Annotated in this window: 25 protein-coding genes; 8 read left to right on the top strand and 17 right to left on the bottom strand. The window is 73.2% G+C overall.

Annotation, left to right across the window (positions count from 1 at the left end; translation table 11 throughout):
* Positions 1–22: 22 nt before the first annotated feature.
* From ACIHAD_RS39140 to ACIHAD_RS39105, 8 genes are all read right to left on the bottom strand, one after another.
* Positions 23–547, bottom strand: a complete 525-nt coding sequence (locus tag ACIHAD_RS39140; protein ID WP_397359820.1) for a serine hydrolase — start codon at positions 545–547, stop codon at positions 23–25.
* Between the two features lie 302 nt (positions 548–849).
* Complete coding sequence (locus ACIHAD_RS39135) at positions 850–1,062, bottom strand: hypothetical protein (protein ID WP_397359819.1); 213 nt, start codon at positions 1,060–1,062, stop codon at positions 850–852.
* 32 nt (positions 1,063–1,094) lie between these two features.
* A complete protein-coding gene (locus ACIHAD_RS39130; protein ID WP_397359818.1) occupies positions 1,095–1,370 on the bottom strand; it encodes a hypothetical protein in 276 nt (91 codons plus the stop codon).
* Between the two features lie 64 nt (positions 1,371–1,434).
* Positions 1,435–1,908: a GbsR/MarR family transcriptional regulator gene (locus ACIHAD_RS39125; protein ID WP_397359817.1), complete on the bottom strand. Its 474-nt coding sequence runs from the start codon at positions 1,906–1,908 to the stop codon at positions 1,435–1,437.
* Positions 1,905–2,723 (bottom strand): alpha/beta fold hydrolase, encoded by an 819-nt coding sequence (locus ACIHAD_RS39120; RefSeq protein WP_397359816.1) that lies wholly within the window; start codon positions 2,721–2,723, stop codon positions 1,905–1,907. Before ACIHAD_RS39120 ends, ACIHAD_RS39125 begins: the two co-directional genes overlap by 4 nt.
* 25 nt (positions 2,724–2,748) lie before the next feature.
* Positions 2,749–3,525 (bottom strand): class I SAM-dependent methyltransferase, encoded by a 777-nt coding sequence (locus ACIHAD_RS39115; protein WP_397359815.1) that lies wholly within the window; start codon positions 3,523–3,525, stop codon positions 2,749–2,751.
* A 177-nt stretch (positions 3,526–3,702) separates the two neighbouring features.
* Positions 3,703–4,884 carry a cytochrome P450 gene (locus ACIHAD_RS39110; RefSeq protein WP_397359814.1) on the bottom strand — a complete coding sequence of 394 codons (1,182 nt, stop codon included), beginning with the start codon at positions 4,882–4,884 and terminating at the stop codon, positions 3,703–3,705.
* 269 nt (positions 4,885–5,153) lie between these two features.
* Positions 5,154–5,288: a hypothetical protein gene (locus ACIHAD_RS39105; RefSeq protein WP_397359813.1), complete on the bottom strand. Its 135-nt coding sequence runs from the start codon at positions 5,286–5,288 to the stop codon at positions 5,154–5,156.
* Between the two features lie 77 nt (positions 5,289–5,365).
* Here ACIHAD_RS39105 and ACIHAD_RS39100 point away from each other — a divergent pair, with 77 nt between their 5' ends.
* Positions 5,366–5,665, top strand: coding sequence for a hypothetical protein (locus ACIHAD_RS39100; RefSeq protein ID WP_397359812.1), 300 nt, complete (start codon positions 5,366–5,368; stop codon positions 5,663–5,665).
* 77 nt (positions 5,666–5,742) lie between these two features.
* Positions 5,743–6,957: an acyltransferase family protein gene (locus tag ACIHAD_RS39095; protein ID WP_397359811.1), complete on the top strand. Its 1,215-nt coding sequence runs from the start codon at positions 5,743–5,745 to the stop codon at positions 6,955–6,957.
* Between the two features lie 64 nt (positions 6,958–7,021).
* Here ACIHAD_RS39095 and ACIHAD_RS39090 read toward each other — a convergent pair whose 3' ends face one another.
* The 3 genes from ACIHAD_RS39090 to ACIHAD_RS39080 form a co-directional block, all read right to left on the bottom strand.
* A complete protein-coding gene (locus tag ACIHAD_RS39090) occupies positions 7,022–8,203 on the bottom strand; it encodes a hypothetical protein (protein WP_397359810.1) in 1,182 nt (393 codons plus the stop codon).
* Positions 8,200–8,709, bottom strand: a complete 510-nt coding sequence (locus tag ACIHAD_RS39085; protein WP_397359809.1) for a SigE family RNA polymerase sigma factor — start codon at positions 8,707–8,709, stop codon at positions 8,200–8,202. Before ACIHAD_RS39085 ends, ACIHAD_RS39090 begins: the two co-directional genes overlap by 4 nt.
* A gap of 114 nt (positions 8,710–8,823) precedes the next feature.
* Entirely contained in the window at positions 8,824–8,988 is a 165-nt protein-coding gene (locus tag ACIHAD_RS39080; RefSeq protein ID WP_397359808.1) for a hypothetical protein, read from the bottom strand.
* A 47-nt stretch (positions 8,989–9,035) separates the two neighbouring features.
* Here ACIHAD_RS39080 and ACIHAD_RS39075 point away from each other — a divergent pair, with 47 nt between their 5' ends.
* Positions 9,036–9,173, top strand: coding sequence for a hypothetical protein (locus ACIHAD_RS39075; RefSeq protein ID WP_397359807.1), 138 nt, complete (start codon positions 9,036–9,038; stop codon positions 9,171–9,173).
* Positions 9,174–9,422: 249 nt separating this feature from the next.
* On the opposite strand, the gene ACIHAD_RS39070 is transcribed toward ACIHAD_RS39075, so the two are convergent.
* The 3 genes from ACIHAD_RS39070 to ACIHAD_RS39060 all read right to left on the bottom strand — a co-directional run bounded on the left by ACIHAD_RS39070 (position 9,423) and on the right by ACIHAD_RS39060 (position 11,966).
* Entirely contained in the window at positions 9,423–10,256 is an 834-nt protein-coding gene (locus ACIHAD_RS39070; protein WP_397359806.1) for a patatin-like phospholipase family protein, read from the bottom strand.
* Positions 10,257–10,376: 120 nt separating this feature from the next.
* Positions 10,377–10,922 carry a GNAT family N-acetyltransferase gene (locus ACIHAD_RS39065; protein ID WP_397359805.1) on the bottom strand — a complete coding sequence of 182 codons (546 nt, stop codon included), beginning with the start codon at positions 10,920–10,922 and terminating at the stop codon, positions 10,377–10,379.
* 54 nt (positions 10,923–10,976) lie between these two features.
* Complete coding sequence (locus ACIHAD_RS39060; RefSeq protein WP_397359803.1) at positions 10,977–11,966, bottom strand: helix-turn-helix domain-containing protein; 990 nt, start codon at positions 11,964–11,966, stop codon at positions 10,977–10,979.
* Between the two features lie 119 nt (positions 11,967–12,085).
* Here ACIHAD_RS39060 and ACIHAD_RS39055 point away from each other — a divergent pair, with 119 nt between their 5' ends.
* Positions 12,086–13,210, top strand: a complete 1,125-nt coding sequence (locus ACIHAD_RS39055; protein ID WP_397359802.1) for a WD40/YVTN/BNR-like repeat-containing protein — start codon at positions 12,086–12,088, stop codon at positions 13,208–13,210.
* Positions 13,211–13,467: 257 nt separating this feature from the next.
* Here ACIHAD_RS39055 and ACIHAD_RS39050 read toward each other — a convergent pair whose 3' ends face one another.
* The 3 genes from ACIHAD_RS39050 to ACIHAD_RS39040 all read right to left on the bottom strand — a co-directional run bounded on the left by ACIHAD_RS39050 (position 13,468) and on the right by ACIHAD_RS39040 (position 14,925).
* On the bottom strand, positions 13,468–13,818 hold the full coding sequence (locus ACIHAD_RS39050; protein ID WP_397359801.1) for a beta/gamma crystallin domain-containing protein: 351 nt from the start codon (positions 13,816–13,818) through the stop codon (positions 13,468–13,470).
* 108 nt (positions 13,819–13,926) lie between these two features.
* Positions 13,927–14,391 carry a tetratricopeptide repeat protein gene (locus tag ACIHAD_RS39045; protein WP_397359800.1) on the bottom strand — a complete coding sequence of 155 codons (465 nt, stop codon included), beginning with the start codon at positions 14,389–14,391 and terminating at the stop codon, positions 13,927–13,929.
* A gap of 126 nt (positions 14,392–14,517) precedes the next feature.
* Positions 14,518–14,925: a VOC family protein gene (locus tag ACIHAD_RS39040; RefSeq protein ID WP_397359799.1), complete on the bottom strand. Its 408-nt coding sequence runs from the start codon at positions 14,923–14,925 to the stop codon at positions 14,518–14,520.
* A gap of 84 nt (positions 14,926–15,009) precedes the next feature.
* Here ACIHAD_RS39040 and ACIHAD_RS39035 point away from each other — a divergent pair, with 84 nt between their 5' ends.
* The 4 genes from ACIHAD_RS39035 to ACIHAD_RS39020 all read left to right on the top strand — a co-directional run bounded on the left by ACIHAD_RS39035 (position 15,010) and on the right by ACIHAD_RS39020 (position 20,763).
* A complete protein-coding gene (locus ACIHAD_RS39035) occupies positions 15,010–15,585 on the top strand; it encodes a TetR/AcrR family transcriptional regulator (RefSeq protein WP_397359798.1) in 576 nt (191 codons plus the stop codon).
* Positions 15,586–16,100: 515 nt separating this feature from the next.
* Entirely contained in the window at positions 16,101–16,493 is a 393-nt protein-coding gene (locus ACIHAD_RS39030) for a VOC family protein (RefSeq protein ID WP_397359797.1), read from the top strand.
* Entirely contained in the window at positions 16,490–17,365 is an 876-nt protein-coding gene (locus ACIHAD_RS39025; protein WP_397359796.1) for a sigma-70 family RNA polymerase sigma factor, read from the top strand. The genes ACIHAD_RS39030 and ACIHAD_RS39025 overlap by 4 nt, the downstream gene beginning before the upstream one ends.
* 110 nt (positions 17,366–17,475) lie before the next feature.
* Positions 17,476–20,763, top strand: a complete 3,288-nt coding sequence (locus tag ACIHAD_RS39020; RefSeq protein ID WP_397359795.1) for a BTAD domain-containing putative transcriptional regulator — start codon at positions 17,476–17,478, stop codon at positions 20,761–20,763.
* Positions 20,764–20,793: the final 30 nt, after the last annotated feature.

Genomic DNA, 20,793 nt, shown 5'->3' with positions numbered 1-20,793 from the left:
ACATCTCCATACCCGCGAGCCGCTATATCCCCGAGAATCCCGTGGTCCCGCAGGGCAGCTTCTGTTCGAAGATGCCCAGGCCGTAGCGAGTGCCGGGGATCCAGCCCGCCCCCTCGGTGGGGACGGTCGTGAGCATCTCGCGCAACTGCGCGCCCGGCAGGACGTGCCCGCCGAACAGGGCGGCGAAGAACCGGTTGAGGTCGGTGGTGGTGGAGACGACGCCGCCGGCGGCCCAGGCGAAGGACTGGTTCATCCGGGTGGCGTCGTGAATGGTGGGCTGGGGGTCGCGGGAGAACAGCGTGGAGTAGCGGACCGGGTGCGGGCCGCGGATCTCGGAGTCGGCGCCGGGCAGGGAGGTGCCGTAGCGGTGCTTGAACCACTCGGCGCCGACGCCCGTGGCGAAGAACTTCTCGTCGTCGGAGTAGGCGTAGATGCCGCTGGTCTGGATGGCCAGCGCGCGCCACAACACGATGCTGGCCGAGTTCGCCCGCCATGGAGCGGCGACGCTCGGAGCCACCTCGCCCTCCGGGATGCGGCTACGGGACATCGGCGACTTCTTCGACCATGTCGGCCACGCGATGTTGCAGGCGGCCGAGCAGTGGCGCCAGGCATACGCCGCCAGGCAGGCATCCGACCGTCTCTGACCATTCCGGGCGGTGCTGAGCGGGGAGGGCGCGCGCCGGTCCCTCCGGAGGCAGGCAGGGCGGCCGTCCGCTCGCCTTCTCGCCGCGCAGCGGGGCTCCCGCTGAAGTGGTCAGGCTGCGCCGGTGTCGCGGTGGATGCGGTCGAGCGTGTGGCGGCGTCGGCCGTGGCGGGCGAAGAAGGCGTCGATCGCCGTTGCCGTGCCGGTCAGGACGCCGGATCCTTCCGCTCGCTCCGAGCCTGGTTCGCCCGCGCGTTGGACTGCCGCATCAGCAGGTCGGTCGCCAGCTCCACCTCCACCTCGACCTGCCGCAACGCGCGCAGCGCGGCGCCCAGGTCGGTGAAGTCCGCTCCCAGGGCCGCGGCGGCGTCCCGGACGGGTCGGAGAACGTCGGGGATGCTCTGGTGGTGCTCGTCCATGATGTGACGGTATGACACCGGCGGCCGAGCCGTCACCAGTGCCGCTGGTCCAGCTCGGCGCCTCCGGGGCGAAGCCTGGCTCGGCTCATCGCTTTCAGGGCGCGTTCGATCCTCTCGCCCGGGTACGGCGTCGTCCTGCTGGTGCCGTACAGGTCCCGGTAGAAGTCGTTCACGGCCGCCGCGACGGGCGCGTACCGGCGGATCATCGGGGCCACGGCCTCCAGGGCCTGGCCGAGCCGCCGGTCACTGGGCAACGCCAGCGCGCTCGCGACGTCGCCGTACCTGCCGAGTCGCTCGTTCCGGGACATGTCCAACCGCGTGTCCGGCAGTTCCGCCACCGGGCTCCCTTGATCGGCTTCGTGGGTTCAGACGCTACCCGGCGGAGGAGGGGTTCGCGGCGTCAGGTCCGGGGCGTTGCTCGCGGTATCCGGCCAGCAGCCGGCCTCCGACGTCGACGTAGCCGGCGAACAACCCGATCACCTCCTGGAGCCGCTCCTGCGCGGGTCCCGGGTTCACCAGGGCCTCGCCCTCGCGCAGGGCGGCGATCAGGGTCCTGGCCCGCGCCTGGCTGGCCTCCAGCAGTGACTCGATCCCGCCCTTGGCCTCGACCAGGAGCCGCCGGCTGCCGGGCTGCGGGATCACCTTGGCCAGTCCCCAGGAATCCAGCTGCCGGACCGCGGTGCTCACCGCCCCCTTGCTCAATTCGAGCTCGGCGGCGATGGTGTCGAGCGAGATCGGCTCCTCGGTGAGGAGCAGCAGGCCGTAGACGCGCCCGGTCGCGTGCGGGAGGTTCCAGGAAGCCAGCAGGTCGCCCACCGAGGTGATGAACGCGTACCGCGCGCTCATCGCCGTGCCTGCCTCGGCGCCGGGATCGTCCGCAGGAACGCGTCGATCGCCTCGTTGACCGCCTGCGGATCGTCCTGGTTGGCGATGTGTCCCGCGCCGGGGACGACGATCTCCTCGACGCCTTCGGCCCGCGCCCAGCCGGGCATGGCCGAGGCGATGTTGCCGGTGGTGTCCCGCTCGCCGCGGATCAGGCACAGAGGCACCGGCGTACGGTAGCCGGGGTCGGGGGAGAGGAACCCGACGGTCGCCCGCCACACCTGCACGAACTCCTTCTTCGGCAACCGGCCGAAGGCCCGCCGGGCGTCGTCCCGGGCGAACCGGGTGGTCGCCGAGGCGTCGGCCATCAGCCGCGGAAGCCTCCTGGCCGGGATCATCAGCAGCATCGGCGCGGCCGCCCTCACCAGCAGGCGTTCCCGCCACGACAGCGGCGCCGTGTTCGGCGTGGCGCCGATGACGATCAGGGCGCGGGCCAGATCGGGATGCCGCCGGACGACGGCCTGGCTGAGGTTGCCGCCGAGGGACTGCCCCACGAGCACCGGCCGTTCCAACGCCAGGTGCTCGATCAGCGCGCACAGGTCGGCGATCGCCTGCTCGGCGGTGAAACGCGCGCCGGCCGGACGCGAGAGGCCGTGGCCCCGCATGTCCCAGGTGACGACGCGATACCCCTGGGCCCGCAGGTACCGGGACTGGGCGTCGAACATCACATGGTCGGCCCCTGCGCCGTGCGAGAACACCACCGGCACGCCGCTGCCCCCGCTGTCGGCGTAACGCAGGTCGCAACCGTGCAGGGACAGGACAGAAGGTAGATTTACCATATTCTGAATATAGCGAACGTCGGCGTCATGCCGTACGGGCGACGTACAGGATCCGGTCGTGGGCCTCCTCGTCGGCCGGGTCGCGCACCGAGGTCCCCACCAGCCCGTGGGCGGCCACCACGCGCAACCCGGCCTGCTCGGCGGCACGGCGCACCGTACGGTCGGAGTGGTGGCGCTGCACGTGCCGCATCGACAGCCGCTCCCAGCCCGCGCCCGCCCGTTCGAACAGGTCGAACTGCGTGACCACGACCTCGTCGGCCTCGATCCGCGGCGGGTGGGCGAACCAGGCCACGTACCGGTCGCCGCGGTCGGCGACGACCGGGACGCCGAACGTGCGCCGGTAGTGGCCGATGGTGTTCAGATCGAAGACCAGTACCCCGCCGACGACGAGCTGGGCGCGCGCGGCCGTCAGCGCCTGCCGCAGCTCGTCCGCGCTCGTCAGGTACGTCAGCGGCACGTCCACGCAGGCGACCACGTCGAAGCCGGCCAGCCCGGACGGGGGCCTCAGGAGCGAGCCCACCAGGAACGGGATGCCTTCGGCGGCCCGCCGACGCCGCGCGATGGTCACCATCGCCGGGGACAGGTCGTAGCCGGTCACCTCGTAGCCGCGCGCCTTGAAGGCCGCGCTGCTGCCACCCGTGCCGCAACCGGCGTCCAGCAGCCGCCGCCCCCCGTTCCCGTGCCGCTCCGCCGCCTCGGCGAACCGGCCCACCAGCGCCGCGGAGTCCGTCTGCGCGTTCAGCTCGTCGTAACGGGCGGCGATCCCCTCGTAGGCCGCCAGCGTCTCCTGGACGTGCGACATGCGATGCCTCCTGAGCGGTCGGCAGGCCGGGTGACCGCGCCGGACACGGGGGCCCGGCGCGGCCGGTCGAGCGGGGTTACCAGATGAACCAGGCCTGCCGGTTGACCCGGCGGCCGGTGACGCGGCGCAGCAGCTTCCTCATGGAGATCACCTCCTTCCTCGACGGACCGCTGGTGGTCAGGTCTGGGATGCCGTACGGCGCAGCAGGAAGGGCGGAGGCGTGATGATGCCCTCGACGTGGGGCCGCCCGGGGCCGGGACGCACCTCCAGACGGGCGGCGTCGGTGAGGGCGGCGAGCAGGTCGGTGGCCAGCGTCTGGGCGACGGCCGCTCCCGCGCAGGTGAACGGGCCGCCGCCGAAGGGCAGGTAGGGGCCGCGCGGCTCGGAGCCGTCCCAGCGGCCGGGCCGGAACCTGGCGGCCTGCGGCCAGTGCCGTTCGTCGCGATGCAGCAGGTAGGGGCAGACGGACACGCTCTCGCCCGGCTCCAGCGGCACGCCGGCGACCTGGTGGGCCCTGCGTACCGGGCGGCCGAGCAGCCAGGCCACCGGCCACAGCCGCAGCGACTCGCGTACGGCCGACCCGGCGGGCACTTCTGCCAGGTCGACGCCGTCGGCCGCCGCCGACAGCAGCGCCCAGGCCACCACGTGTCCCACCGGCGCCACCGAGGTGCGGAACAGCAGCAGGTACACCTGCGCGACGTGCTCGGCGGGCGTCTCGGGCGGGGTGGCGGTGATGACGGCGTCCAGCAGGTCGCCGGGTCGCGGCTCGGGTCGGCGGTGGCGTACCTCGGTGGCGATCGTCCGTACCACGCGGGCCCACAGGGCGCGCCGCGACATCCGCGCGAGCCGGCCGCTCGGGCGGATCAGCACCTCGCGCCGTACGACGTGCGCCATCAGCTCCCGCAGGGCGGGCGAGCTGTCCGGCCGCAGCAGGGCGCCGGCCAGGAACCGGTGCACGGCGGCGCGCCCGGCCGACGGCCACCGGCTGACCTCGCCCAGCTCCGCCACGACGGCGGGCAGCCGCTCGCGATGGGCGGCCACATGGGCGCGCAGCGTCGCACGGGCCGCCCGGCCGATCGCCACCTGCGTCGCCCGCGGCCCGAGCAGGCCGCCGCCGACATGGAAGAAGCCGGACACGTCGTCGTGGTCGCCCGCCTCGTCGTGCAGGACCCGCTGGGCCTCGGCAGGGTCGGCCACGCACAACGACCCGTCATCGGGCAGGCGGAACACCGGTCCGCGCGCGCGAGCCGACTCTTCCACGAACCCCAGCGGGTCACGCCGGTAGTGCCGCGCCGCGCCGCGCGGCCACGGCCGCCCGACGTCGGGCACGACCCGATCCGGTTCCCCAACCGTCGTCATCCCCACCTGCCCCATGCCATCCGTGAATCGGGTGTACACGCAGGCGGCGCAGGTGCGCCCCGCCAGGAGAACGGTGTCGCACGGCCTTGCGGCTCGGCGCCACGAAACCAGGAACAGCGGCAGTGTACAGCGCGTGACTCCGCACGCCGGGGCCCAAGTGATCAGTGGGATCAGCGTGATCATTTACCACCAATGTCACCGCGGTGCCGTACCCGCCGCCGGGACGTGGACCGTGCCCGCGCGGCTGATGCGAGGTGGGGCCTCGGGGGTCAGATCCAGCCGAGTTCGGCGGCGCTGGCGTCGTCCTTGGCGCCCGTGGCCAGCAGGCGCAGCACCGCGCGCTGCTGCTCGACCACGGCCGGCTCCCGGTCGAGCATGATCAGTCGTACCGGGACGAACGGCATGGTCCGCACCTCGACCCCGCCCTCCAGCATGCCCTGGACGTGCTCGCGCAGCGCCGGTTGGGCGAGTGGCTCTGGGCGTGCGTGATGCGAACCCGCACCCCGCGCGCCACCGCGGCCGAGTCCTCAAGGACCCCGGCTGCGAGTCCGACCGGGTGCCGCGCCGGCGTTCCTGGATCGGCCCGCCTCTCGACTCCGCCCGGACGCGGCGGACAGGGCCCGGCCCGGTGCTGTTCGGTTGGCGGGACGCCCGGTCAGGGGGCGGCGACGACGGACTGGGGCTGGCGGCCCAGGCCGTCGATGCCGAGCTCCACCCGGTCGCCCGGCCGCAGGTAGACCGGTGGGTCGAAACCTCGCCCGCGGGGCTCATAGGCGCCTGATGCCAGAACACGGGGCCGGCATCGCGGGAACCGCTGTCTGGAAGGCTGTAAACGGTATTTCTCACTAGGATGTCCGGATGCTTCCTGCTTCCGTCGCGGTCGCGGGCCCGGCCTCGCCGCGTACCGGGCGGCTCGCGTGGCTGGACGCGTTACGCGGACTGGCCGCGATGGTGGTGGTCTTCGAGCACGCGCTCGAACCGTTGTGGCCCGAGGCGCGGCCCCTGATCAAGGCCGTCTTCGACCCCGGCTGGTACGGCGTGCTGGTGTTCTTCCTGGTCAGCGGCTACATCGTGCCAGGGTCGCTGGAGCGTAGGGGCAGCGTACGGGCCTTCTGGATCTCGCGGTTCTTCCGGCTGTGGCCGCTGTTCACCGTGTGCGTGGCCGGGATGCTGCTGCTGGCGGCGCTCGGCTGGGACAGCCTGCACATCTGGTGGGACACCCGGCCGGCGGCCATGATCCTGGCGCACGCGAGCATGCTGCAGAACCTGCTGTACGTGCCGAACGTGGCCAACGTGTTGTGGACCCTGTCGTACGAGATGGCCTTCTACCTGCTGCTGACGGCCATGTTCACCCTCGGGGTGCACCGGCGCGGCACCGCGACCGCGCTCGGGTTCGCGGCGGCCGCCGTGCTCGGCGCCGGGCTGCTGCCGGTGACGCTCCTGTCGGCCGGCGGGGCGGCCCGCATGCTCACGGTCGTGGTCGCGGTGACCGCCGTGGTGGCCGCCGGGCTGGCCGCGATGCTGTACGGCGGCAGGCGCGTACGGCAGGCGGGCGCCGTGGCCGTCGCGGGCACCGTCCTGCTGCTGCTGGCGGTCAACCAGGGTTACCCCGGGCCGTGGCAGGGACTGTTCATCCTGGCGACCATGTTCGCCGGCACCACGCTTCACCGGGTCGAGGCCGGTCTGCTCGGTCGCCGTCACCTCGTGTGGGTGGCGCTGATACCGCCGGCGGGGTTGTGGGCGGCGCGCGACGAACCCGGGATGCAGGTGGCGATCGTGGCGGCCTGGCTGACCTTCGCCGCCGGAACGGCCCTGCGCCACCGCGCGATGCCGTCCTGGCTCACCTGGCTGGGCCTGGTGTCCTACTCGATCTACCTGCTGCACCCGCTGCTGCTGGAGAGCGTCGAGTTCTTCCTGCCGCGGCCGTCGGACGTGCCGTTGGCGGTGCGCCTGGCGCTCCTGGTCGCGGTGTGCGCGGCGCTGCTCGGCCTGTGCGCGCTGACCTGGCGATGGGTGGAGAGGCCTGCGCAACGGCTGGGCAGGCGCCTGATCCGCCGGACCGGGCGTTCCTGACCTCGAAGCGCCCGGCCCCCGTACGGGCCTCGGAGCCCCGCGGGCTTCCGAGGCCCGGGGGAGGCTAGTTCCGTCGCGTGAGGACCCACTGCCAGGTCTCGTCGCCGCCGCGGTCGCGGCTGCCCGTGAGCTGGGTCATCCGCTCGCCGTCGGCACTGGCCAGCACGAGGCCGTTGCGGAACTCGCTCTCGCACGCGTCCGCGCAGCCCAGCACCACCACGTTGTCGTCGTCGGCCCAGGCCAGGTACTGCAGCACCAGCTGTGCGCCCGGTTTCGACGGCGGCAGGTCGCGGTCCAGCGTATACCTGCCGTCGGGCGAGACCTTCGACCAGCCCGAGTAGTCGATGTACCGGTCGCCGGCAGGGCCGTCCCGGCGGGTGCCGTCGAGGCCGAGCCACAACCTGTCGGGCATGGTGTCGGTGGGCTCCCAGAGCATGGACCCGTCCAGGCTCCAGCCGAGGTCCTGGCGGCCGTTCATGTTGCCGGGCTTGCCGTCGCGGCTCAGGGGCGGCAGCGGATGGTAGACGGCCTGGCCGGTGGCCACGTCGATGACGTAGAAGCCGATCCGCGGGGTGACGAAGTCGTCGATGGTGAAGGAGTCCTTGCTCACCCGCTTGCGGCTCTGTTCGGGGTACTGGGAGTAGGCGGTGGCCAGCACCCTGGTGCCGTCCGGCGACCAGACGAGCGAGCCGACGTCGTGCTCCAGGTCGATCCAGGCCAGGGCCTGCCGGGTGTTCATGTCGACGATCCCGACCCGCCTGCCGATCCGCTCGCCCTGGAGCACCGCCGCGAGCTGGAGCCCCGGCGCCACGTCCAGCCAGGCCCACGACGTCTTCTCGTAGCCGTCGGAGCGGGGGTCGTACAGGTACCAGGTGCGGCGCAGGCGCTGGACCTCGTCGGGCAGCTTCTCCTGCCAGGTGGTGAAATAGGCGGAGACGGCCACGTTCCCCGCCGCCACGAACTTCCTGGGCGGCGCGTTCTCCACGTCGGCCCGCACGTCCGTGGACGTCACCTCGGGACGAACGGGCACGGTGACCCCGTTCGCGGGCCGTACGGTCGTGTTCCGGCCGTGCAGCCCGACGGCGAGCACGGCCACCACGACCGCCACCCCCGCGGCCAGCGCGACCGCCGCGATCGTCGCGAACGACGGCCGGGCACGCCGCCGTAGCGCCCGGTCGGCCAGGTCGTGCGGCACGCGCACCTCGTCGGCCCACTCCTCCATGGTGTCGCGAAGCAGTCGGTTCATGGGATGGCCTCCAGTTCCGCAGCCAGTTCGGGGGCGATCCGCCGGAGCCGGGCGAGCGATCGGAACGCGGTGCTCCGCACCGTGCCGACCGAGCAGGCCAGCAGGTCGGCGATCCGGTCTTCGGGCAGGTCCTCGAAGTAGCGCAGCACCAGCACGGCGCGCTGCCTCGGGGTGAGCCTGGCCAGGGCGGCGCGCAGCACCATGCGCAGATCGCTCTGATGCGTGCCGTCGGCGCCCGCCCGGTCGGGCGGCTCCGCCTGGACGACCTCGCCGCGCCGCCCGATCGTGCGCCACCAGGTCACCTGCTGCCGGTACATGATCTGCCGGACGTACGCCTCCGGGGCGTCCACCTGCCGCCACCGGGCCGCCAGCTTCGCCAGCGCGGCCTGCACCAGGTCCTCGGCCGCATGCTGGTCACCGCCGGTGAGCATGAACCCGAGCCGCATCAGGGCAGGAGAGCGCGCAGAGACGAACTCGCGGAAGCCTTGCTCATCCGCAGGGTCCACGACCACCTCCAAACGTGTGAATGACACCCCTCAGACGCGGAAAGGGCCGTCCCGCTATGCCTGTGCGGCCGGACGATTTTGCGCGCCGTCCCCGGAGGCGGAGGCGGTGGCGGGTCAGCGGCTCACGGCGGTCTCCTGCCCGATCCGCGATAGTTTCTCCGGATTGCGCACGTGGTAGGCGCCGGTCACGTAGCCGTTCTCCACGTTCACCGCCACCACCCCGTCGATCTCGCCGTCGATCCGGACGAGCAGCCCCGGCCCGCCGTTGATCTGCACCATCTCCACCGACCTCGCCGCCTCGCGCCGGCACGGGGAAGAGCAGTCCCGTGCGCTTCGTGGCGATGTCGTCCACGGCCAAGGACTGCCCGCCGCCGCCTCCCGCAGCCGATCCTCGCGGCAGGCAGGCGGCGGCCGTCGCGAAGCTGACCGCGTTGAGTCCGGCGATCAGCGCGAAACTCGCCTGACCGGCCGGCGACACGGCGGCCGCCGACAGCAGGCCGCCCAGCCCGGAGGCGACGTCGCGGGCCGTGGCCTGCATCGCGTACAGCCGGTCCCTGCCCTCGCCCCCGGCGAGCGGGCCGAAGCCGTCCACGAGCGGGTGGAGCGCGAAGCCCGGCGCGCGGACCACGTACGTGCCCACCAGCACCGTACGGGTGCCGAACCGGTCGATGAGCACCCCGGCGACCTCGCGACGTGCGCGCCTTCCGCCCGGCTCAGGCCGGGTGGGAACGGCCTCCCGGCAGGTACGGCCTGATCCGGTCGGCGAGGGCGGCGGACTGGCGGCGCCCGGACTCGTACACCTGCCCCCACCGGTTGCGGTCACTGACGTCCGGCCCGAACGCCTCAAGAGCCGCCTCGTCAGGCACGATCCGCACCCCCGCCTCGACCCGCGGGCCCGGGAACATGTGCCCGAGCGGTTCGACCAGGACCATCGTGCCCGCGCCGTCGGCGAGGTGGACGTTGGACCCTCCGCCCAGCGCGCCGTCCATGTACCGGTGTGCGCCGATGGTGATCGGGGCGGCGTGGCCGGGCGCGGCGCTGCTGGCGGCGACGGCGATGTGCAGCGGCACGCCGCTGTCCCGGGTCCAGACCACGCGCTCGCCGCTCTCGGCGTCGACGGCGGTGATCAGCAGCGGGCGGTCGGGCCAGGCGGCGGCGCCGACGAGCCGTTCCATGGCGGCCACGTGTCGTTCCTCCGGCAGCGCGTCCGCGCTCAGGGCGAGCGCGCCGGCCTGGCGCAGCGCCTCGTGCGGGTCGGCGCCGGGCGTGTTGAGCATCCGCAGGACGCGCGGCATCACGGTCGGGTCGCTGACCCGGCTTTCCGGCGGCGCGGGTGGCAGGTCGGCGAGCTCATCCAGATTCCGGCCGACGGCCAGGGCGGCTGCGGCGATGGCGCCCGCCGAGGTGCCGATGAGCAGGTCGGCGTCCGACAGCTCCACGCCCGCCTCGCGCAGGCCCGCCGCCAGACCGAGGAGCCAGGCGGTGCCCACGGGACCGCCCGGCCCCAGGACGACGGCGACGTCGCCCGCGTCCGCAGTGAAGATCATGCTCCGATGCTACGCCCGTGCCGACGGCCGGTCCTCGACGGGGGTCGCGGGCCTGGTGAGGCGTGGACATGAGCGTCCCCGTCCGGCCGGGGCACCCGGCAACCGCGCGCGGACGGCTTCCTAGGAGCTCTCCGAGGTGGGCTTCCACTCGTGGACGAGGAGCCCGAGCAGCACCTGGTCCAGGAACCGGCCCATCACCCAGTTGGAGGAGCGCAGCACGCCCTCGCGGACGAAGCCGTTGCGCTCGGCCGAACGCAACATCGCGACGTTGTCCGCCAGCGTCTCGATCTGCAACCGCTGCAGGCCCCGGACGACGAACCCGTAGTGGCACAGCACCGCGACCACATCGGTGCCGTAGCCCTTGCCGCGGCAGGACGGCAGCAGCCCCAGCCCGATGTGCGCCGACCGGTGGTGGCTGTCGATGCCCCACAACGTCGCGGTGCCGACCAGTGTGCCGCCGTCCAGCTCCACCACCGAGAACGGGACGGTCCCCTCGACGGTGTCGTCCACCACGAGCTGCGAGTCCCTGAAGCCGGGCGTGATCGGCCGCCACGGCCGGCCCGCGGACCGCGAGGAGGTGACCGGGTCGTCGTAGAGCTCGGTCCGCAGGATCGGGATGTCGTCCTCGTGCCGGGCCCTGAGCCCGACCTTGCCGCCTTTAAGCACCTCAGCTTCCTATCCATCCATACCGGCCAGTCGCAACCGATTTGTGCCGGGCGCTCAGGCGTCCGCGTCCCACCAGCCGCGGCGCGCCGCGAGCAGGCCGGCCTGGAAGCGGGTGCGGGCCCCCAGCCGGTCCATCAGCTCGCTGACCCGGCGGTGCACGGTACGCAGGCTCACTCCGAGCTGGCGCGCCACGGCCTCGTCCTTGAGCCCGGCCGCGAGCAGCGTGAACAGCTCGGGATCCGGCAGGTCCGCCGGCCGGGAGCGGGCGTCGAAGAGCGGCAGCGGCAGCGCCGACCGCCACAGCACCTCGAACAGGGTGACCAGCGCGTCGAGCAGGGACGAGGAGTGCACGATGACCGCGCTGTCGGAGTGCGCGGACGTGTGGGTGCTCAGCGGCAGGATGGCGGTCCTGCGGTCGGCGATGGCCAGCTTCATGGGCACCTCTGGACTGACCCTGGCCTGCTCGCCGGCCGCCGCCGACTCCTGGGCGAGGCGCAGCTTGCCGGGGATCTCCAGGGCCGAGGCGTCGTAGATGCCGCGTACCAGGAGGCCGTGCGCGAGGCGTTCCATCTCGGGGGCGTTCTGCTGGGACGGGTCCTGCGCGTACGGCGGCCGGTCGAGCACCAGGAGCTCCTCGGTCGCGGTCTGCTGCAACTGCGTGAACCGCTGCACCACGGCCGCCTGGCCCTGCACGACCTCGACCAGCTCCTCGGGGGCCAGGTTCTCCGTGCGCGGTGTCTCGGCCAGCAGCGCGAGCGCGGCCAGCCTGGCCTGGGCCAGGCCCTCCTCGCGGCGGGAGATGAGGGCGGCCACCGCCACGTCGGGCCTGGTCGGCACGTACCGGACGGGGCGCCCCGCCATGCGGCTGACCAGGCCGAGCGATTCCAGCCGTGAGCACGCGCGGCGCAGGGCCACCGTGCTGCGGCCGGAGTGCGCGGCCAGCTCGGGCAGCGTGGCGCGCGGCCGGTGCAGCAGGGCGCGGTAGATCTGCTCGTCCTCGGCGTCCACCCCGACGGCCGCGAGGGCGTTGTCCTCCGTGTTCATGATCAAACAGTGTGTCAGATACCTGCCATGGCCTGAACCTGCCGTCGTCAGACCTAGCCTGAGCATCGCATTCACCGATAGGAACGGACATCTAAGACATTCCTGTCGGGGAGGCAGTGTTGAAGAAGGCATTCACCATCGGGCTCGCGACCGCGCTGACGGTCCTGTCGGCCGCCACGCCGGCCATGGCGAGGAACTCCGGCGACGGCTTCGACGGCTCGGACTGGAGCCGGCCGTCCTGCCAGACGGTCGCCGGTGACGGTTCTGTGACGTACGCGTGGAACGACGGCAAGAAGATCGCGTCCACCAGCAAGGTGCTGGGGCCGATCGTCTACACCGCGGGACTCGTCGCGCTCGACCGTCCGAACCAGTTGCTGGCCATGTCCAACAGGCAGTTGCTGGCCTCGAAGGACGCGGGCTGCACCTGGAACGCGGCAGGGGAGGTGAAGGGCTCGTACATCGAGCTGGTCGCGGCCCGGGGCGGCCGGGCCTATGCCTGGGACCGCGACGGCAACCTCGCGCTCGCCACGCCCGAGGGCGTCACGCCGCTCACCGGGCCGGGCGGCGACCTGATCGGGCTCGGCGTGGACCGGGGCAACGGCGACCGCCTGCGGACGTCCGACCTCGAAGGCCAGCTGCGCGAGTCGCAGGACGGCGGGCGCACGTGGCAGCCCGTCGGGGTGCCGGCCTGGTCGCCGAGCGAGACCCGCATGTCCTACACGGCGGTGTTCGACCCGCAGGACCTGGACCACGTGGTGCTGGGCGCCTCGGACACCGGCGCCCGCGTCACCTTCGACGGCGGCCGCACCTGGACCTCCGCCGCGGGCCTGACCACGACCGGCGACCGGGTCAACGTCTTCAGCGCCGCGATCTCCCCGGCCGCCGGGAACGTCGTGTGGGCGATGGGGCTCGACCTGGCCGAGCTGGAGGCCGGCGTGCCGTCCGGCGGCCGGCACATCTACCGCTCGGACGACGGAGGCAGGAACTTCGCCTCCGCCGTGGACCAGAGCGGGGCGGTGACGATCCCCAACGGGCCGCTGCTGGCCCCGCACCCGAAGGACGCGGACGTCCTCTACTTCGACTTCGGCACCGGCTGGTCCTCGATCGGCACGGACATCTACAAGTACGAGTCCCGCAAGAACCGCGTCACCATCAACCACAACTCCTACGACCGGGTCACCTCCATCGCCTTCAACCCGGCGCACCCGAGCGTGATGTACCTGGGGGTGTCCGAAGAGGTGTAGCGCCCGCCACCGTCCGCCGCGCCCCCATGGTGATCCGTCACCATGGGGGCGCGGGGGCTGGTCACTCCACCTGCCGAACGGCCGGCTGGAGGACGGGCGCCACGTCGCCGCCGGAGATGATCGCGGCTCCCCCCGGTCGGCCGGCGGCCGAGAGGAAGCCCGGCGGGCTGCATGGCCGTGGCCGGCATGACATCGACCACCGGCACCCGTCCCCGCAGACCGGCCGGCGGGTCCGGCTGTCGCCGGAGGTCAACGTGTCACAGGATCTCGATGGCGGCGACCTTCGGAGGACGGTTGGGGAAGCTGATGTCGTGCCAGCGCTCGATCTTGACCGAGTCGCCGTTGGCGTCGTAGTAGATCAGGTCGTTGTTGCCGGTGGAGATCCGGTCGACCCACCATCCGCCGAAGTCGGTCTTCCCGCGGTTGGCGTAGCAGTCGACGCTGTCGCGGCCGTTGAGGTGCGACCAGATCTTCAGGAAGTTCTCGCCGCCGACGCACTGGACGTGGTCGATGGCGAAGGCGGGACCGGCCGGGATGGTGGCGGTGAAGGCGGTGGCCGCGGCGAGTGCCACGGCCACGGAACGGACGTTCTTGCTCTTCGAGATCAAAGACTCTCCTCCTGCGGAGACCGGCGCTCTTGGTGACGGAGCGAGGTTGTCTGATGACTCAAAGTAATATCACTGTGCGGGTGAACATCCCAGCCCTCGGCGCGGAAATCAGGCGGGCTCGCCCAGCAGCCCGGCCAGCCGCTCCAGCCCGCCCCTGACGAGTCGCCCGTACCCGTCGTCGGCGAGCGCGCCGAGCCCCGCGCGGGCCTGGTGGAGGTGTTCGCGGGCGCGATCGAGATCGTCCAGCTTGCGATAGCACTCACCCAGGTTCAGGTGCAGCGACGGGTACAGGCCCGCCACCGGAAGCGCGACCCCGGCCTGTGCCACGTGTTCGTCGGTGACCCGGTCGGCGGCGGCGAGGGCCCGCAGGTCCCACATCAGCTCCTCCTGTACGTCGTCCTGCACGTCGGCCATCGAGTGGGCCAGAACGCAGACGTGCAGCGGGTCGCCCTGCTCGCCGCCGATGTCGTCCCAGATCCGCGCGAACAAATCGCGGGCGGCCTCGGGCCGGGCCTGGTGGTGATGTAACTCCACCCCCTGGCCGATCCGGGCCATCGTCGGGTCGGCGGTCATCGGTGCTCCTTCACTGTCGCGGTCAACGTGCTTGTTCGTGTCGTCCCGGATTCGGCGGACCTCAGCCACACGCACCCTCCCATGATCTCCTGAGCGGGTACGACGGGTCCAGCGCCCGGCGCGGCCTCACGCGGGCGCGTACCGGGACGCGTACTCCCGCGAGGGCGGGATCGGCGTGATCACGTCCACGAGCACGCCGTTGGGATCGGCGACGATGAAGTGCCGCTGGCCGAACTCCTCGTCGCGCAGTGTCAGCTCCGGGGCCAGCCCCTCGCGTACGACCAGCCGCTCCCACTCGGCGTCGACGTCGGCGACCTCGAAGTTGATCAGCAGCCCCGCGACCGGCCGGCGGTAGGCCGGGGGCAGTGTCGGGTGCCGGTGGTCGAGCAGGGCGAGCTCGTACGGGCCGTGGCGCAGGCTCACGTACCAGTCGGCCTCGAAGGTCACCTCGTATCCGAACAGCCGGACGTAGAAGTCCTTCGACGCGGCGAGATCGGCCGTGCACACCACCGGATACACGCTGCTCAGCTCCACGTGCTTCTCCTCCCAAGTTTCACGTACCAACGGTATGTGGGCGTACGCTATGTGGGATACCGTCGGTATGTCAAAGGGGGCGCAGTGACCAGGACGGAGCAGAAGGAACGCACCCGCCGCACGTTGCTCGCCACGGCAAGGCGCCTGTTCGCGACCAAGGGCTATGCCGGGGTGGGGCTGGCGGAGATCGTCGGCGAGTCCGGCGTCACCAAGGGCGCTCTCTACCATCACTTCAGCGGCAAGCCCGAGCTCTTCCGGGCCGTGCTGGAACAGGTGCAGCGTGAGGTGGCCGACCGCGTGGCCGCGGCGGCCGAGGCGGAGGACGACTCGTGGGCGCAGCTCAAGGCGGGATGCGCGGCGTTCGTCGCGGCCGGCGCCGACCCCGAGGTGCAGCGGATCATGCTCATCGACGGCCCCGCGGTGCTCGGCTGGAACGAATGGCGCGCGATCGACGAGGCCACCAGCGTCCGGCACCTGACCGAGGCGCTGGCGGCCCTCGTCGCGGACGGCTCCATCCCCGCCCAGCCGGTGGCGCCGCTGGCCCGCCTGCTGTCGGGGGCGATGAACGAGGCCGCGCTGTGGCTGGCGCAGTCCGCCCCCGACGAGCTGGCCGACACCCAGGTGGCGCTGTCCCGTCTCCTCGACGCGCTACGAGCCTGAGACGGCGCAGGTCTGCCCGTTGAGTGCGACGTTCACCGCCGCCTACGGCGGCGGTGAACCCGACCTGGGTCTGCGACCCAGGGGCATCCCGAGCGTCGCCGCCACCGTGATCAGGGCGGAGGGCGGGCTGAGGTGCCCCGCCAGGTCCCTGGCCACGACGTACATGGTGTACAGGCGGTTCAGCTCGCCGGAGAAGCCGCCGATCGTGCTGGTCGTGCTGCCGGCGAGGACGAATCCGTCCGGCTCCAGGCGGTACAGGTCGTATCGCCAGCGCGGCGAGGAACAACGTCAGAGTGAGGAATCCGAGGGTGAGGCCAATCGCTCCCAAGGATCGTCCGCAGAGCCGCATGGGGCTCTCTTCTGATCGAGCCGGCACCCCCTCGCAGTGATCGTGAACGAGTTCTCGTGTTCCGTAATGCCGGACCGGCCGTGTTACCTTTTCCCGCCGGCGCCCGTCATGGGGGTGACGACCGAAGACGAACGGTCGCCACACCGACGAGCGAATCGAGAGCAGGATGCTGACCACCATCATGTACGTGACGGTCTACGTCACCGACCAGGACCGCGCGCTGGAGTTCTACACCGAGGGGCTCGGCCTGGACAAGCGCATCGACGCCCCCGGGCCCGACGGGCGTTTCCTCACCGTGGGCGTCCCCGGCAGCCCGGTGCAGATCCTCCTGTGGTCGCACGCGCCGGCCGCCGGACAGCCGGGCGGCGCGGACCGGAGCGGCGCGCCGGGCCCGCTGATCCTCGAATCCGACGACCTGCGGAAGGACTTCGAGATCATGCGCGGGCGCGGCGTCACCTTCACGGAGCCCGAACCCGTGGACTACCCGTTCGGCGTCCGCGTCGAGGCGGTGGACCCGGACGGCAACCGGATCTCGCTGCGCCAGCAGCGGAAGCCGTGACCGCCCACCCGCCCGGCCTGGTGACCGAGGCGTTCGAGGCCCAGCGCGACCGGCTGCGCGCCGTCGCGTACCGCGTGCTGGGCTCGCACGCCGACGCCGAGGACGTGGTCCAGGAAGCCTGGATGCGCCTGGTCCGCCAGGACGAGTCGGCCATCGGCAACCTGGCGGGCTGGCTGACCACCGTGGTCGGCCGCATCAGCCTGGACCTCCTGCGATCCCGCCAGGCCCGCCCCGAGACGGCCTGCGGGCAGGAGCTCGCCGACCTCGTGGTGAGGCCCGCCGACGACCCCGCGCCGGACGAGCAGGCGGCGCTGGCCGATTCGGTCGGCCTCGCCCTGCTCGTCGTGCTCGACTCGCTCACCCCGAGCGAGCGGCTGGCGTTCGTGCTGCACGACCTGTTCGCGGTCCCGTTCCAGGAGATCGGCCAGATCCTCGGCAGGTCGGCCGACGCCGCCAAGACGACCGCCAGCCGCGCCCGCCGCAAGGTCCGGGCCACGGACCGGTCGGCCGGCCACGGTCGCGAGCAACGGGAGGTCGTCCAGGCGTTCCGCGCCGCCGCGCTCGGCGGCGACTTCGAGGCGCTGCTGCGCGTCCTGGACCCGGACGTGAAGCTGACCGTCGACACCCCCGGCGGCGTGGTCGTCACGCTCGGCGCCACGGCGGTCGCGGCCGGCGCCCGCAGGTTCTCCGGCGAGGTCGCCCGCCAGCGGCCCGTGCTGGTCAACGGCCGCCCCGGCCACATGTCCTGGCGCGCCGACGGAACGCCGCTGTCCGTCATCGCCTTCACCGTCGCCGGACGGCGGATCACCGACATCCACATCGTCGTCGATCCGGCCAAGCTCGCCACGATCGAGGTGGCCGCCCCGGCCTGAGCCGGTGTCGTCAGGGCCGGTCCGTACGGGGGAAGCCCGTCCGGGCCGGCCGGTCGGCGCGGCAAATGCGGCATCTGGACCGGTTGAACGGCGGCCCCTACCATGGGCGGGTGCGGCTGAACGTCCTCGGGCCCATGGAACTCGTCGTGGCCGGGCAGGCCGTACCGGTCGGACCGCCGAAGCAGCGAGCCCTGCTGGCCCTCCTCGCGATGCACGCCGGCCGCGTGCTCCCCACCGACCTCCTGGCCGACCGGCTGTGGTCCGGCGACCCGCCGCCGAGCGCCCAGGCAAGCCTTCAGGTGTACGTCTCCAACCTGCGCCGCCGCCTGGAGCCCGACCGGCGGCCGGGCACGCCCCCGGCCGTCCTGGTCAGCGCCGCCGACGGGTACGGCCTGATGACCGGCGGCCTCGGCCTCGACACGAGGGACTTCGGCACGCTCGTGTCGGCCGGCTCCGGCCACCTGGCCGGGGGACGGCACGAGCAGGCGGCGTCCGCCCTCGCCGAGGCGCTCGACCTGTGGCGGGGCGACCCCTACGCGGACGTGCGCTCGCAGGACTGGGCACAGCCGGAGATCGGCCGCCTGGAACAGGTACGGCTGGACGCGGTGGAGGGGCTGGCCGCGGCCCTGCTGGAGCTGGGCCGCCACACCGACGTGGTCGCGTGGCTGGACCCGTTCGTCCGCGAGCACCCCCTGCGGGAGCGCGCCTGGGAACTGCTGGTGCTGGCCCACTACCGGGCGGACCGGCAGGCGGCGGCCCTCGAATGCCTGCGCAGGGTGCGGGAGGTGCTCGCCGGGGAGCTCGGCATCGACCCGGGGCCGCGGCTGCGCGAGCTGGAAGGCGCGGTGCTGCGCCAGGACGCCACACTGCTCCCGCCGGACCGGCCCGCCACCCCGCCCGCCCCGCTGCTCCCGCGGCCACGGACGGTCAGGTCCCCCGAGCCCCCGGCGGACCGGCCACCCTTCGTCGGCAGGCAGGACGCGCTGGCGTTCCTGACCGGGGCGGCGAAGGCGTCGTCCGCCGCCGGGCAGGTGGTGCTGGTGGACGGCGAGCCGGGCGTCGGCAAGACGAGCCTGCTGAAGCGGTTCCGCGCCACCGCCGACGTGCCCTTCGGATGGGGGGCGAGCCCCGACCACGAGACCGCGCCCGCCCTGTGGCCCTGGGAACGGGTCCTGCGCGACCTCGCCGCCGCGGTCCCGCGGGCAGCCCTGCCCGCCGAGGTCGGCACGTTCCTGTCGGGCGGGCCGGAGGCGGTCCCGGCGTCCGACGCGCAGGGGGAGCGGCTGCGGTTCTTCGAGGCGGTCGGCACGTTCCTGGCCGGTGTCGGCCCGGCGGTCGTCGTACTGGAGGACGTCCACGCGGCCGACGACGCGACGCTGCGGCTGCTGGTCCACGTGGCGTCCACCGCCCGGCCGGGCCTGCTGCTGGTGGCGACCTTCCGGCGGCACGAGGCGTCGCCGCTCACCGCGACGCTGTCGGCGCTGTCGCGGCTCGGCGCACGCCGGCTCGGCCTGGACGGGCTCGCCACCGACGAGGTCCGCGCGCTGGTCCGGGATCTGTCTGGCCGCGATCCGGGCGGCGACAGGGCCGAGGAGCTGCGCCGGCGCACCGCCGGGAACCCGTTCTTCCTCGCCGAGCTGGCCCGGGCGGGCGAGGAACTGCCGCGGGGCGTGCTGGACGTCGTGCTGCACCGGGTGACGGGCCTGGGGGAGGAGGCGGCCCGCGTGCTGGAGCTGGCCGCCGTGATGGGCGACGAGTTCGAGGCGGTCGTCCTGGCCCGGGTCGCCGGACGCACGGTCGGCGACCTGCTGCCGCCGCTCGACGCGGCGCTCGGCGCGGGGCTGATCCGGGAGTCGTCCTACCGGCTGGGCGGCTACGAGTTCGCGCACGCCCTGGTGACCGACGCGTTGTCGTCGCGCCGGTCGCGGTTGTGGCGGGCGCGGGTGCACGAGCAGATCGCCGGCGTCCTCACCGACCTCCACGGGGACCGGGACGACCGCGCGGCGATGATCGCGCGGCACTGGCTGGCGGCGGCCGAGCTGGGCGCCGAGTCCGCCCGCATGGCGATGGACTACGCCGCCCGCGCCGCGCGGGCGGCCCTGCGGCGGCACGCGCCCGACGACGCGGCCGGGTCCTGGCAGGAGGCGCTGGCGGCGGCCGAACCTGCCGGGGCAGGCGCGGCCGAGCGGTTCGAGCTGGCCGTCGGCCTGGCGGAGAGCCGCTACGCCGCCGGCCGGTTCGACGAGGGCTACGAGGCGGTCGAGCAGGCGCTCGCCATGGCCGGCGGCGACCTGGACAAGGCCGTCAGGGCCGCCGACATCGCGATGGGCCACGGCGTCTGGGTGCCCTTCCGGTACGGGCTCGACGTGGCCGCCCTGCGGGACGCGACGGACCGGGCCGTGCGCGAGCTGCCGCCGTCCACGCCGGCCTGGGCGACGGCGCAGGCCGTCCGGGCCGTCGTGCTCGCCCAGACCGGCCGCGAGGACGAGGTCGGCGCGGTGTCGTCGCGGGCCGTGGTGGCGGCCGAGCGCGCGGGCGACCCGGCGCTGCTGCGGCGCGTGCTCCACCTGCGGCTGCTCGCCCTCCAGGGTCAGGACTTCATCGAGGAGCGCGCCGGGACCGCCCGGCGGCTGCTGGCGGAGCCGGACCTGTCGTCCCAGCTCAGGGTGATCGCCCAGCTCCACCTCGTCGTCCATCTCGTGGGGCGGGGCAGGGTGCCGCAGGCCCGCGAGCTGCTGGCGGAGATCGGCGCGCCGCTGCGCGACCTGCACCATCCCACGCTGGCGTTGCAGGCGGCGGTGGCGAACGTCGGGCTCGACCTGTTCCAGGGCGTGCCCGACCCGGCCCGGCACTTCGAGCCGGTCAGGGCGACGCTGTCGTTCGCCGACCTGGCCTACTTCGAGGTGAGCATGCTCGCCGTCCGGGCCGAGACGCTCATCCAGGAGGACCGCCTCGGCGAGGAGGTGGCGTGGATCGAGGAGATGGCCCGGCGCACCGGCCTGGCCGGGCCCGCCTACGTCCTGGCGTACACGCTGGCGGGCCTGGGCGAGCACGAGCGCGCCCGGCGGCTCCTGCGTGAGACGCCCCCGCCGCCGCGCGACTACCACTGGGCGATGGCCACGATGTGCCGGCTGCACGCGGCGATCCGGCTCGGCGAACCGGACGTCGTGCGGGAGGTCTACGACGCCTTCCGTCCCTTCGCCGGGCTGCTGCACGTCAACGGCACGTGCACCACCGTGGACGGGGCCTACGACGGTCACATGGGGGAGGCGCTGCTGGCGCTCGGGGACCGCGAGGGGGCGCGGGCCCACCTGCGGGAGGCGGTGCGCCTGCTGGAGCGGGCAGGTGCGGCCTACTGGCTGACAAGGGCCCGCCAAGCCCTCGACAAGTGCACGTAGAGGCGGGCCGCGCACTCTGTTCCCGACACG

Origin of the sequence: Nonomuraea sp. NPDC052265, from assembly GCF_044547985.1 — a bacterium.
Taxonomy (GTDB): domain Bacteria; phylum Actinomycetota; class Actinomycetes; order Streptosporangiales; family Streptosporangiaceae; genus Nonomuraea.
Note: the sequence above shows the minus strand (reverse complement) of the source record. Positions and strands in the feature narration are given on the sequence as shown.

Excerpts from the sequence above, each read along its gene's own strand:
- ACIHAD_RS39140 (WP_397359820.1), bottom strand. The coding sequence starts at position 547 with ATGTCCCGTAGCCGCATCCCGGAGGGCGAGGTGGCTCCGAGCGTCGCC.
- ACIHAD_RS39135 (WP_397359819.1), bottom strand. The coding sequence starts at position 1,062 with ATGGACGAGCACCACCAGAGCATCCCCGACGTTCTCCGACCCGTCCGG.
- ACIHAD_RS39130 (WP_397359818.1), bottom strand. The coding sequence starts at position 1,370 with ATGTCCCGGAACGAGCGACTCGGCAGGTACGGCGACGTCGCGAGCGCG.
- ACIHAD_RS39125 (WP_397359817.1), bottom strand. The coding sequence starts at position 1,908 with ATGAGCGCGCGGTACGCGTTCATCACCTCGGTGGGCGACCTGCTGGCT.
- ACIHAD_RS39120 (WP_397359816.1), bottom strand. The coding sequence starts at position 2,723 with ATGGTAAATCTACCTTCTGTCCTGTCCCTGCACGGTTGCGACCTGCGT.
- ACIHAD_RS39115 (WP_397359815.1), bottom strand. The coding sequence starts at position 3,525 with ATGTCGCACGTCCAGGAGACGCTGGCGGCCTACGAGGGGATCGCCGCC.
- ACIHAD_RS39110 (WP_397359814.1), bottom strand. The coding sequence starts at position 4,884 with ATGACGACGGTTGGGGAACCGGATCGGGTCGTGCCCGACGTCGGGCGG.
- ACIHAD_RS39105 (WP_397359813.1), bottom strand. The coding sequence starts at position 5,288 with ATGCCGTTCGTCCCGGTACGACTGATCATGCTCGACCGGGAGCCGGCC.
- ACIHAD_RS39095 (WP_397359811.1), top strand. The coding sequence starts at position 5,743 with ATGCTTCCTGCTTCCGTCGCGGTCGCGGGCCCGGCCTCGCCGCGTACC.
- ACIHAD_RS39090 (WP_397359810.1), bottom strand. The coding sequence starts at position 8,203 with ATGAACCGACTGCTTCGCGACACCATGGAGGAGTGGGCCGACGAGGTG.
- ACIHAD_RS39080 (WP_397359808.1), bottom strand. The coding sequence starts at position 8,988 with ATGGTGCAGATCAACGGCGGGCCGGGGCTGCTCGTCCGGATCGACGGC.
- ACIHAD_RS39070 (WP_397359806.1), bottom strand. The coding sequence starts at position 10,256 with ATGATCTTCACTGCGGACGCGGGCGACGTCGCCGTCGTCCTGGGGCCG.
- ACIHAD_RS39060 (WP_397359803.1), bottom strand. The coding sequence starts at position 11,966 with ATGAACACGGAGGACAACGCCCTCGCGGCCGTCGGGGTGGACGCCGAG.
- ACIHAD_RS39045 (WP_397359800.1), bottom strand. The coding sequence starts at position 14,391 with ATGACCGCCGACCCGACGATGGCCCGGATCGGCCAGGGGGTGGAGTTA.
- ACIHAD_RS39030 (WP_397359797.1), top strand. The coding sequence starts at position 16,101 with ATGCTGACCACCATCATGTACGTGACGGTCTACGTCACCGACCAGGAC.